Origin of the sequence: Flavobacterium sp. Sd200 (assembly GCF_009826935.1) — a bacterium.
Taxonomy (GTDB): domain Bacteria; phylum Bacteroidota; class Bacteroidia; order Flavobacteriales; family Flavobacteriaceae; genus Flavobacterium.
On sequence record NZ_WUMN01000003.1, the window covers coordinates 126,686 to 139,636 of the forward strand.

The following is a 12,951-nucleotide window of genomic DNA, read 5'->3' on the forward strand; positions in this document are numbered from 1 at the left end:
ATGCTCTCAAAAAAAACCAAGTACGGACTAAAAGCACTCATTTACATTGCCCGCCAGGATCCGGCGGTGCCAGTGCTTATATCTGATATTTCGGAAAAGGAACAAATACCTAAAAAGTTCCTTGAGGCTATTTTGCTCGATCTGAAAAAGTTTGGCATACTGGGCTCTAAAAAAGGCAAGGGCGGGGGCTACTACCTGCTAAAAGATCCTAAAACGGTTACGGCCGCCACACTAATCCGTGTGTTAGACGGCCCTATAGCCATGCTGCCCTGCGCCAGCCACAACTTTTATGAAAAGTGCGACGACTGCCCACATGAGGAAACATGTTCGCTAAACCATTTTCTTATTACCGTTCGCGATAATACCTTAAACCTGTTGCAGCAAAAAACGCTGTATGATTTAACGGTGGCGTAGTTTTTCCATTTCTATGCTATAGAACGCAGATTATTCGGATTTTCTTCGCGTGCCGTCTTTACGGGGAGGCACGACGAAGCAATCTAACTATTTTGCTATGGAACGCGGATGACACGGATTAGGCGGATGCACACGGATTTTTTAACAACCGTCACCTCACTACGTAAATAAAATAACAGATGGCTTCGTTCCTCGCCATGACGTGTGTGAAAAAGGCAATTTGAAAATCGTCCGGTACCTTTCTCTGTGTGTCTCTGTGAAACCTCAGCGCACCTCTGTGTAATAACCTGTTCTCGGAATATCGAAACTTAGTGCCATTAGTATCTTAACTTCGTGAGGCTTTGTGTCTTCTTTGCGTGTCTTTGCGATATAAAATCCGTGTCATCGCGTTCCAATCTGAAAAAAAATATTAAATAAGCCTACAACTTCTATAGAGTAATAGTATCTTTGTGATTTATTACAGTTTACGCACAAGAGAAGATAATGAAGGAGAAATTAGAATACCTTAACAATGCGCTTAAAGGGCTACCGCTCGAAGAGGCCATTCCGCTGGTGCTGAAAAGTTTTGAAGGCAAAAAGGTTTTTTCTACCTCGTTTGGTATAGAAGACCAGTTACTCACCCATTACATTGCCCCTTATGGCGAACTTGTATCGGTATTTACGCTTGATACTGGCCGCCAGTTTTCTGAAACCTACGAGGTTTGGCAGCGCACCCAAAACAAATACCCCAACCTTATTATAGATACGTATTTTCCTGAGCAGGAAGATATAGACAACTATGTAAAAAAGCAGGGCATTAACGGTTTTTACAACAGTGTGGAAAACCGCAAAGAGTGTTGCCGCATCCGTAAAGTGGTTCCGCTGCAAAAGGCTATTAAGGGCGCCGACCTGTGGATTACCGGCCTGCGCGCAGAACAGTCGGACAACCGCGAAAGCCTGCATTTTTTAGAGTGGGATGAGGCCAACCAACTGGTAAAATTCAACCCGCTGCTGCATTATACTTTAAAAGAGGTAGAGGCGTTAATAAATACATACAACATTCCGCTAAACAGCCTGTATAAAAAAGGCTACCTGAGCATAGGCTGCGCACCCTGTACACGCGCGCTTATGGAGGGCGAACCCTTCCGCGCCGGACGCTGGTGGTGGGAAGACGGCAAAAAAGAATGCGGACTGCACATACATACCGATAAAAACTATTAATATGGCACAACATATAACAATACCATCGCACCTGCAAACCCTGGAAGATGAAAGCATTTACATCATCAGGGAGGTAGCGGCACAGTTTCAAAAGCCGGTGCTGCTTTTCTCGGGCGGTAAAGATTCTATTACCATGGCAAGGCTGGCGCAAAAGGCGTTTTACCCTGCCAAAATTCCGTTTCCGTTCCTGCACATCGATACAGGGCATAATTTTCCGGAAACAATAGAGTTTCGAGACCAGCTTGTTGAAGAGCTTGGCGTAGAGCTTATTGTACGCTACGTTCAGGACAGCATAGACCAGAACAAAGTTCAGGAAGAAACCGGCAAGCATGCCAGCCGCAATGCGCTGCAAACCGTAACGCTGCTTGACGCCATTGAAGAATTTGGCTTTGATGCCTGCCTTGGTGGTGCACGCCGCGATGAGGAAAAATCAAGGGCTAAGGAGCGCATTTTCTCTGTACGCGACGATTTTGGCCAGTGGGATGCCAAGAAGCAACGCCCGGAGCTGTTCAATATCCTTAACGGGAAGATTAACTTTGGAGAGAACGTTAGGGCGTTCCCTATAAGCAACTGGACCGAAGAAGATGTGTGGACGTATATTAAACAGGAAGGCATAGGCCTGCCTACCATTTATTTTTCTCATACGCGTAAACTGGTTAAAAGGGACGGTGCCTACCTGGCATGGTCGGAATATCTTAACATTGTAGATACCGATGAGATTGTAGACGGCGTGGTGCGTTTCCGTACTGTGGGCGATATGACCTGTACGGCTGCGTTTGTGTCGGAAGCATCGGCAATAGAAGATATTATGTATGAAAACAAATCCTCCAAATCGTCCGAAAGGGGCGCGCGCATAGACGACAAGCGAAGTGAAGCAGCATTGGAGCAACGTAAAAAAGGAGGTTATTTTTAATTATGGATTTACTTAGAATAAACACGGCAGGCAGCGTAGATGATGGTAAAAGCACCCTTATAGGCCGCTTTTTAAACGACAGCCACGCCCTTACTATAGAACAGGAAGAACTTATTGCGCGCAAAACCAAAGAGAAAGGCCTTGAAGACCTTGATTTTTCGGTTATTACCGATGGCCTTATTGCCGAAAGGGAGCAGGGTATTACCATTGATGTGGCGCACATATATTTCAGTACCGAGAACAGAAAATTTATTATTGCCGATAGCCCGGGTCACGTGGAATATACACGCAACATGGTTACGGGAGCGTCAAACTCTGAGGTTTCCATAATACTTATCGATGCGCGTAAAGGGTTGCTGGAGCAAACGCACAGGCACTATTTTATAAGCACGTTGCTGCGCCTTAAAACGGTTGTTTTCTGTATCAATAAAATGGATCTTACTGATTACAGTGAAGATGTGTTTTTAAGCATTGCAGCCGACGTTAATAAAATGACAGCACAGTTTAGCCACAAGCCCGATATTTATGTGTTGCCCATAAGTTCGCTTAAAGGCGATAATGTGGTGTATTCGTCTAAAAATACGCCTTGGTACACGGGTGAAACCCTGTCGGGCATACTGCATAAAATAGAGCCGAATGTTGCCGATACGGATGATTTCAGGTTTGATGTACAGCAGGTACTGCATGTGCAGAACAAAGAATTTACCGATTACCGTGCCTACGCAGGTCATATTATTAGCGGCGGGCTAAGTGTGGGCGATGCTGTTACGGTACTGCCATCGGGCATTAGCAGTGAGGTGGTAGAGATACGTAAGTTTACCAACACACCAAGTCATGCGCAGGCGGGAGAGTCGATACAAATTCGACTGAAAAATGACATTGATATTAGCCGTGGTATGATGTTGGTTAAAGGTCATACTGACAGCCTGCTTGAAAAAGACATTAACGCTACCATAGTGTGGATGGATGAGAAACAGGCTGCATCTGGAGGCAAATATTTATTGCAGGCCGGGTCGCGCAGGGTGGTGAGCAAACTGCAAACCATTGTTGAGGTCATCCCGCCTGAAAACCCGGAGGCTACACACGAGGCTTCATCTTTAAAGCTAAACGACATTGCAAAGGTGCAGATAAAAACTGCTGCTCCTGCATTTCTTGACCCGTTTGATAAAAACCGTCTTAACGGTGTGTTTATTTTAATAGACACCCAAACCAACAATACTGTTGCAGTAGGTTTTACTGCTTAGATTCAAATCAGGCTTACTAATAAAAAACGGCTGTCTAAACATTTTGGGCAGCCGTTTTCAATATGTATATTTTCACAGTCGGATTGATTTCTATTGTCTCGCAAAGTCGCAGAGGCGCAAAGTTGAGAACAGGGAAAGAAACGAATTTATAGAAGCGACGTAAGTTGCGAAGCTTTGCGACTTATGTCGCGTGCTTCAAAGGCTCTATAATCAGGATGCAGCTTTGCGCCTCAGCGCCTTTGCGTGAAAAGATATTATATATATTGATAATCTATAAAAAAAACGGCTGTCTGAATATTTTAGGCAGCCGTTTTCAATTTCCTGAATATAAATAAATAACTAAATTTAGTTCTTTACAAATTTAAGCGTCCTGCTTTGCTTGCCGGCATCAACTTTTATAAAATAAACACCGTTGCTGTAGTTTGATGTATCAAGGGTAAGGTTTGCTTCAGAAGTTATTTTCGCACTTCCAACGGCCTGGCCTATGCTGTTGTAAACAGTGTAGCTGTCTGGCAGGGCGTTGGTGCTCACGTTTATGTTAAGCACATTTTGCACAGGGTTTGGATAAAGATGCAATCCGTTAAGTATAGAGAACTTTGCAACAGATGCCGATGGTGGGTTCATTACGGTAGAGGTTAAAAGGTCTACCCTGTTAGGAGAGTTTTCCATTACGGTGCGCATACGGTTTTTTTGATCCTGCGTAAAAACGTTCATGCAGCTATCGTCAGTGTATTCCATATAATTTTCTATCATGTCGTTGCCCGGTGATGCCGTACAGGAGTTGCCCGGTGTACAGCCGTAGTTGTAGCGCCTTGTTGCCGGGGTATCGGGGCAGTAGTCTTTAGTTGAGTCCTGCGCATTTACAGTGCATGATGAAAAGCTGAAATCGTCGCCGCTAATGTGAAGCAGTCCCAAACAGTGACCAATTTCGTGGGTGGCAGTACGTCCATAACGGTAAACGTTATCGGAATCGCCATAATTGCCGTTAGGTGCTAATGTAGCCGATCCAAAATATTCAAAGCCTATAAGCACACCGTCTGTATTGTCCGGGCCTCCGTCAATATCATCATCAATGCCACCTAACGTAGACGATGTGGGGAATTGTGCATACCCTAAAAGATCGTAAGTTTCATCGCTGGTGTTTGCGCCAAAGCGGCATACCCATATATTAAAATATTTTGTAGGATCCCAAGACGTTTGGGGCTTAAGCGTAGCTTCCATACTGTTATAGGTGGTCCAGCTCTCACGCCCTAAATTGCGCCTGTCTATACCGTTGGTCAGGTTTCCGTTAGGGTCGGTTTGTGCCATAACAAATTCTATTTCCATATCGGCGCCCACGGCTATGGTGTTATGTCCGGGCGTTCCGGCCATGCGCCTGTAATCCTGGTTTAGTACTGTTATTTGCGAGAGTATCTGTGCATCGCTAATATTTTCCCCACTCCCAACAGCATCTCCGTTATGAATAACGTGTACCACAACCGGGATTCTTATTACCCCTGTAATGTCGGCAGCAGTGCGCTGTGTTCTTTTTTGCTGTATTTTTTGGGCAAGCCATTCTTCAAAATGTTCACGGGTCTCCCTTTTAGGGTTTTGTTCCTGCAAATAGGTTTCATATTGTGTAGTTGCACAACGAATAAGTCCGTTTTCGGGGTTTGCGCTAACGGGTTTTCCAAAGGCTTTGGGCTCTTGTGCACTAAGGCTCAACGGTGCCCACAATAAAAATGCAGACAGGGCAAATTTGTAAAGTGTATTTTTTTTCATAGCAAGGGGTAATTTTATTAAAAAAGCTTCGCAAGTTATTCAAATTCAGTTCAAAGTAAAAAATATTTTGAGTTAAATTTAAAGACGGATAAACTTACAAACAACTATCAACACATTTAAAACAAAGTAGGTGTAAGTAATTTAAATATCGGTAAACCATTAAAAATAAGTATTTACCACATCCTTATATGTTTCACCTATAGGAATTACAAAGTCTTCTATCTGTATGGTCTTGTTGTATATGCTCTTCACTTTTTTAACCGGAATGATATAGGAGCGGTGCACACGCAAAAAATCAGGTGAGGGCAGTTTTTCTAAAATACCTTTCATAGATAGTCTTGCCGTAATTGGGCTTTTGCTTCTAAGGTGTATGCGAATGTAGTCGTCCAATCCTTCTATAAGCAGTATGTCATCAAGCTCCAGGCGGTGCAGTTTATAGTCGGCACGCACAAGCAAATGGCTGTGCTCCGGTTTTGTTTGCCTCGAGCGTTGTTCTTTAGATGCCTTTTCTACCGCCGTTAAAAAACGCTCAAACGAAAAAGGTTTAAGCAAGTAATCTATAGCATTAACATTAAAACCCTCTACGGCATATTCGCTGTAGGCAGTAGTAAAAATAACCATAGTGTCGGGCGGCAGCATCTTATAAAAATCAAGGCCGTTTTTGCCCGGCATCTGTATATCTAAAAACAGCAGCTGTGCCGGAAACTTTTCAAGATACTTTAAAGCCTCATCGGTTTTGGTAAACGTTTTTTCGAGGTCGATATAGTTTACCTGGCTGCAAAAATGTGTAATAATTTTAAGAGCCAGCGGCTCGTCGTCTATGGCAATGGCTTTTATCATACTAAAGTAAGTTTTAGTTGCACCTCAAAATGCCGGTTAGTATCAAATATAGTTAAACTATGTTTTTCAGGATATAAAAATTCCAGCCTTTGGCGTGTGTTTGTAAGTCCGTGGCCACTTGTTTCTTCGGGTGGCAGGTTGGTGTTTACCTTGTTGTTCTTTACCCGCATTTCCAGTGTATCTTCGGCAATATCAATATTTATATCTATAGCAGAATTTTCTTCCGGGTTTAACCCATATTTAAAGGCGTTCTCTATAAATGGTATAAGCAGCAAAGGCGATATGGTTTTGCCAATGGTGCTGCCCGTAACAATAAAGCTAAGCGGAGTGCTGCCATCCATGCGCAGCTGTTGCAGGCTTATGTAGTTTTTAATATAGTTTATTTCGTTTTCCAGGGCAACGCGGTCGCGCCCGCTTTCGGTTACCACATAGCGCATCATGGCTGATAGTTTAAGGATGGCCTCGGGTGCTGCATCTGATTTTTCTAATGCCAGTGCATACAGGCTGTTCAGGGTGTTGAACAAAAAATGCGGATTTATCTGTGCCCTTAAATAAGATACTTCTGTTTTTAGTTTTTCGTTCTGTATGTATTCAAGCCTTTGGCTGGTGCGCAACAGGAATGAGAGCGAGAACACCAGCAAAAACTGCAGCAGCGAACCACCATGCATAGATGGCAGGAAGAAAAAACGTGTTGTTGCAGACGGATGTATGCCTCTAAACTCGCGTGGCATTTCGTCCATGCGCGGAGGCATGGGCATATCGGTCATGTTAGGCACAAAGCCCCGATTGTGCACCATGAGCATGTTGGGCAACAGGGCTACAATGGCAAAACATATTATGAGGTATAAAAAAAACAGCCTGTATTTTTTGGTAAAATAAAACCGCGGAATAAGATACAGGTAGTTAAAATAGAAAAACACAAGCAGCAGTGCATAGGCTAAAAAATTACTGCGAAAAGGGGCCAGTTCGAACAGCTCTCGTTTAGAGTCGAGATCTGGCGAAGAGAGTATGGGGATGCTGATAAAGAGCAGGCTGCCCAATAAATGCAGTATATAATTTTGCGTTTTGTTTGCCATTTGTTGCTAATAATAAGTCAAAAGTAAGCAGAAATAAGGCAGTATATAAACCAATGAGGTAAAACACATTACAAGTGCGGTAAAAATTAAAAGCTGTATTATTAAAAATATTTTTAAATAATATTGCTTTTTGGCTTTAATACTACATTGAGTGTGCTGAGTTAAAAATAATGATATATATTTATTAAAATTTAACACATCTGTGAGTTTCAAATATTTTTACATATCATTTTTATTTTTAATTGTTTGTCCTTTTGTTATGGTGGCCCAGAGCGACTGTCCTGATGCTATAATTGTATGTGGCAATAATAACTTTAGCAACCTTAATGCTACAGGTGTGGGTAATATACAGGAAATAAACTGGTCTAATGCATGCCATAGCGAGGAACATAATACGCTATGGCTTAAAATACTTATTAAAAATGGAGGGACACTTGGGTTTATACTTACGCCAGAAGAGATAGACGACTTAGTGGTAGATTTTGACTTTTGGATATATGGTCCTAACGTTAATTGTAGTAATAAGGGTACTGCCATACGTTGCTCGACAACAAACCCACTTGCTGCCGGATTAACGTATAATACTACAGGTATGAATGACGTGGAGACAGATGTAGCCGAAGGACCAAATGAAGATGGTAATGCTTTTATAAAATGGATGGATGTAAATGACGATGATACTTATTATATTGTTATAGACAGGCCGCATGGTGCCAGTAATTTTTCTATAGAATGGACGGGTACTGCAACTTTTCATGAAGTACCTGTGTTTTATAATCCCGATAATATTCCGCTGGATATGGTTCAATGTGATGACGATGGTGTAGACGACCAGTCTGATACGTTTGACCTTACCATTTATGAAACTATGTTTATAGGTAACCAGACTGATGTTGCCATTACTTATCATAGAGATATTAACGATATGACTACAGGTGAGCGCCCTTTGGCTAATCCGGCAGCTTATAAAAATATTACTAATCCGCAAAGGGTGTATTTAAGAATGACTAATCCTGTAACAGGATGTTTTGACACGAACTGGTTTGATATAGCTATTGACACTACTTTGGTTACAGGTACCGCTAACAATTTTGTACTTTGCGATATGGGTAATGGCGTGCGCGAGTTTAACCTGGCACAAAACGACTCTTTGGTAAATATGGGCGATACTAATACCACTGTTGTTTACTATAAAAGCGAAAGTGATGCCCGCAATAAACAAAATCCGCTACCTGCACTGTATCAAAACAGTGTTCCTTATGCTGCCGAGACTATTTGGGCACGCATGGAAAACATAACTGGGTGTTTTGGCTATGGTCTTACATCTTTTACTGTTTCCATAGATACTTTTATTCCCATAGGTCTGCCAGAGAATATGACGCTTTGCGACCTTGACGAAAACGGATACAGACTGTTTGACCTTTCCTATAATAATACAATCGCTACACAGGGCGATCCGGATATGACTGTTTCCTATTACAGGTCAGAAAATGCTGCCCGAAACAGTCATGATGCCATAACTGAACCCTATAGAAATATTATTCCTTATGGCCCGCAAACTATGTGGGCAAGAGTGGAATATACTAACGGTTGCTACGGCTATAACATTATGCCTTTTACAGTTACAGTAGAGCCATTGCCCGAAATAGTGTATGATATTGTAGTAAAAGACTTTACTCCGGGCAGTAACTCTATAACCATACAAATGGATAGCGATTTTGCTAAAGGCTATGAGTTTTCTTTAAATGGTGCAGATTATTCTGACAACATGTTTTATAGCAGGCTTAAACCGGGCATATATACTGTATATATTAGGTCTAAAGATAAATGTAAAGTCGTGAGCCGGGAGGTAGCTATTTTAAATTATCCTAAGTTTTTTACCCCGAACCACGATGGTACTAACGAATTATGGAATGTGTATTACCTGAATTTTTTTAAAGATGCGGTGGTTTATATTTTTGACCTTTATGGTAAGCTGATAAAAAGCTACCGTGGCGACGAGGCCGGTTGGGACGGAACTTTTCATGGAAGGAACCTCCCTGCAACTGATTACTGGTTTAAACTTGAGTTTCCTACAGGAAGAATTATACGTGGGCATTTTTCTCTTTTAAGGTAAAAAAACATTAATTTTGATGATTTACGTTTTAAATGAAAAATTATCTTTTTGTAATATTAGTGTTATTTGCATTGCCTTTGTTTGCACAAAAAGAGGCCAGTAACTGGTTTTTTGGCTATAGTGCCGGTATAAAGTTTTTAGATGATGGAACTGTAGTGCCGCTTGCGGGCAGCCGGATGAGTACTAATGAGGGATGCAGTTCAATGTCTGACAGTAACGGAAACCTGTTGTTCTATACCGATGGGCGCAGTGTTTGGGACCGTAACCACCTTATAATGCCTAATGCAGCCTACTTGTTTAACAGAGGGTTATTGGGAGACCCTTCGAGCACACAATCGGGAATTATAGTCCCAAAAAAAAATAACCCCGATATATATTATGTTTTTACTGTAGATGAGCCGCAACATTTAAACGCTGCCTTCTATCCTGAACGCTACAGCGGAACAGAACAAACAATACCCGGTGATGATGATGGTTACAACAACGGACTTAACTATTCGATAGTAGATCTTTCGGTTACCGGAACCAACGGCAGTATTGGTGATGTTACGACCAAAAACATACAACTCTATACGTACGACCCTAACAATATTGACGAGGCAAAATACAAATGCTCAGAAAAAATAACCGCTGTTAAAAACAGCGATGGCAGTGGTTTTTGGGTAGTAACCCAATTTATAGATAAATTCTATGCTTTTTTAGTAAATCAGGATGGCGTTACAGAAACGCCGGTTGTTACCCGTATTGCACCTATAGTGCCTGTAAGCGGTTACCGCCGCAATGCCATTGGGTGTATTAAGGCATCGCCGGATGGCAAATATATAGCCATTGCACACCAGCAGCTTGGTACTGTAACAGGAGAGTCTGAGAACAACGGGGTGGTATATTTATATGATTTTGATAGTGCTACAGGCAGACTGTCTAATGCAACATTAGTGGTTAATAATATAAATCCGTATGGCATAGAATTTTCTCCCGAGGTAAAAAAACTTTATGTATCTGCCGATACAGGTAACAGGGGAGTGGTTTGGCAATACGATATGCTTAGTGCTGATATTGCATCATCAGGAATACAGGTTGCTGCAAATTCCGGATCTACAACACTACAACTCGGACCCGACGGAAAAATATACCGTGCTATAAATGGCGGCAGCGCACTGGATGTTATTAATAGCCCTGAAGAAGATGGCTCGCTGTGCGATTATCAGGCGGGTGCCGTGCGATTATCGGTAGGGATGACCTCTATATTTGGGCTTCCTCCGTTTATTACCTCATTATTTTCGGCAAATATTACTGCTAATGGCACCTGTTTGGGCACTCCCACAACGTTTAACCTCCAGGTAAACAGAACTTTTGACAGTGTAGTTTGGGATTTTGGCGACGGATCGCCCACCTCTACCGTTACAGAGCCGCAACACCTGTATGCCAATCCGGGCGATTATACCGTTATTGCCACTGTAACCAGGAACGCCGAAGCCGAAATAGTATCGCAGGTTGTAACTATAACCAACCCGGCAGTAGCCAACCCGGCATCTGCCGTTACAGAGTGCGAAACAGATGACAATGGTTCTACTATGTTCGATCTTACTGCTACCAGTGCCGTTATATTGGGATCGCAAAGCACAACAAACTTTTCAGTACGCTATTATGCCAGCTTAGAAGATGCTACCGATGCCGTAAGGGCACTCAACACTACTGCATTTATAAATACTTCAAATCCGCAAACGGTATATGCGCGTGTGCAAAGCAACAGCAATGCCACCTGCTATGCTACAACTTCTTTTGAGGTTAGGGTAGGAAGCCTACCTACGTTGGGTAATACTACTTTTGATATATGCGACGATGCTGCTGATGGCAATGATGCCAATGGACAGGTTACTTTTAACCTTGCCGACGTGACTGCGCAGTTGGTTCCAAATCCTGCGGGCTATACTATTAGTTATTATGCTACAGAACCCGCTGCCCAGGCAGGAAATACAACAGGAACATTATCGCAAAATTTTTATAACACCACGCCTAACGAGCAGGTAGTTTATGCCCGAATAGTAAATAACCTTGTTCCGGCGTGTTTTAGTGTTCAGCCTGTTACGCTTAAAGTAAATCCATTGCCTGCCAATGTGCAAAATGCAGTACTCACACAGTGCGATACGGGCAGCAGTCCGGATGGATTTACAAATTTTAACCTTACAGAGGCCGATGCCGTGTTTGCCAACGGTAATGCCGATATTTTGGTAACCTATTACAGGAATACTACCGATGCCCAAAACGAGGTTAATGTTATTACCGGAGCCTTTACAAACACAATTAATCCACAGCAAATAAGTGCAAGAGTAAGCAACACTGTTACCGGATGCTACCGCATTTTGCCACTGGAATTATCAGTAAGTACTAACGTGGTAGCACCACTTACATTAGAACGCTGTGATGACGACGGTACTGAAGACGGCCTTGCAGAATTTGACCTAACCACCCTTGGGTTAGAAGCTCCGGGGAATGAAGTAGCTTATTATGCATCTGAAAATGATGCACTGATGGAGCAGGGGGCTTTGGGTAGTATTTATACCAACACGGTTGTAAATACACAAACCATATATGCGCGAATAGAGGCAAACAATGCCTGTACTGCCTTACAGCAAATTATATTAAAAGTACACCCGTTACCCTATATTGAAATTGCCGATACTGATATTGTGTGTCTTAATACCCATAATTTTATTACTATAGATGCCGGTAACCCCAACGCTAACTTTAGGTATTTATGGAGCAATGGGGATACTACACGAACCATAAGTGTAAACCAGCCGGGGGTATATACGGTTACGGTGACCGATGTGAGCCAGCCTTCTGTGCCATGTGGTAAAGTTAGAACCGTTACTGTGGTGCCCGGCAATGTGGCTACCATACAGGATATAGTAGTAGAAGACCTTAGAGATAATAACACTGTTACTATAGTGGCAACCCCTACAGGCAATGTTAGCACAACCTACCTGTATAGCCTTGACCGCCCTAATGGCCCATGGCAGTCCGAACCATTTTTTGATGATGTTTCGGCAGGAATACACACAGTATATGTGTATGATGCTAACGGTTGCGGAGTGGTAAGGCAGCAGGTTGCAGTACTTTCCATTCCTAAGTTCTTTACACCAAACGGCGACCTGTCTAACGACTATTGGCGCATTGCTGGTCTTAACGGCACGGCCTATTTTAATAGCTCGTTGTATATTTATGACCGCTACGGTAAGATCATAACCTCGGTAGACCGCAATGGCCTTGGTTGGGATGGTACACTAAATGGGCATCCGCTGCCCGCTACCGATTACTGGTATGTGCTTACACTGCCCGAGGGACGGGTAGTAAAAGGACATTTTTCATTGCTAAGATAAGATA

General features: G+C 42.7%; 9 protein-coding genes. 6 read left to right on the top strand and 3 right to left on the bottom strand.

What is annotated here, in order from left to right; all coding sequences use genetic code 11:
- The 4 genes from GR160_RS09810 (at position 1) to GR160_RS09825 (ending at position 3,771) form a co-directional block, all read left to right on the top strand.
- Positions 1-414, top strand: a complete 414-nt coding sequence (locus GR160_RS09810) for an Rrf2 family transcriptional regulator (protein WP_160749702.1) — start codon at positions 1-3, stop codon at positions 412-414.
- A gap of 483 nt (positions 415-897) precedes the next feature.
- Positions 898-1,614, top strand: coding sequence for a phosphoadenylyl-sulfate reductase (locus GR160_RS09815; protein ID WP_160749703.1), 717 nt, complete (start codon positions 898-900; stop codon positions 1,612-1,614).
- Position 1,615: 1 nt separating this feature from the next.
- On the top strand, positions 1,616-2,527 hold the full coding sequence (gene cysD, locus GR160_RS09820) for a sulfate adenylyltransferase subunit CysD (RefSeq protein ID WP_160749704.1): 912 nt from the start codon (positions 1,616-1,618) through the stop codon (positions 2,525-2,527).
- 2 nt (positions 2,528-2,529) lie between these two features.
- Positions 2,530-3,771, top strand: coding sequence for a sulfate adenylyltransferase subunit 1 (locus GR160_RS09825; RefSeq protein WP_160749705.1), 1,242 nt, complete (start codon positions 2,530-2,532; stop codon positions 3,769-3,771).
- 345 nt (positions 3,772-4,116) lie between these two features.
- Here the strand turns inward: GR160_RS09825 and GR160_RS09830 are convergent, their stop codons facing one another.
- The 3 genes from GR160_RS09830 to GR160_RS09840 all read right to left on the bottom strand — a co-directional run bounded on the left by GR160_RS09830 (position 4,117) and on the right by GR160_RS09840 (position 7,448).
- A complete protein-coding gene (locus GR160_RS09830; RefSeq protein ID WP_160749706.1) occupies positions 4,117-5,532 on the bottom strand; it encodes a T9SS type A sorting domain-containing protein in 1,416 nt (471 codons plus the stop codon).
- Between the two features lie 159 nt (positions 5,533-5,691).
- Complete coding sequence (locus GR160_RS09835) at positions 5,692-6,372, bottom strand: LytTR family DNA-binding domain-containing protein (protein WP_160749707.1); 681 nt, start codon at positions 6,370-6,372, stop codon at positions 5,692-5,694.
- A complete protein-coding gene (locus tag GR160_RS09840) occupies positions 6,369-7,448 on the bottom strand; it encodes a sensor histidine kinase (protein WP_160749708.1) in 1,080 nt (359 codons plus the stop codon). The genes GR160_RS09835 and GR160_RS09840 overlap by 4 nt, the downstream gene beginning before the upstream one ends.
- A 259-nt stretch (positions 7,449-7,707) precedes the next feature.
- Between GR160_RS09840 and GR160_RS09845 the strand changes: the two genes are divergently transcribed.
- Positions 7,708-9,564 (top strand): T9SS type B sorting domain-containing protein, encoded by a 1,857-nt coding sequence (locus GR160_RS09845; RefSeq protein ID WP_160749709.1) that lies wholly within the window; start codon positions 7,708-7,710, stop codon positions 9,562-9,564.
- 32 nt (positions 9,565-9,596) lie between these two features.
- Positions 9,597-12,947, top strand: a complete 3,351-nt coding sequence (locus GR160_RS09850; protein ID WP_160749710.1) for a T9SS type B sorting domain-containing protein — start codon at positions 9,597-9,599, stop codon at positions 12,945-12,947.
- Positions 12,948-12,951 lie beyond the last annotated feature (4 nt).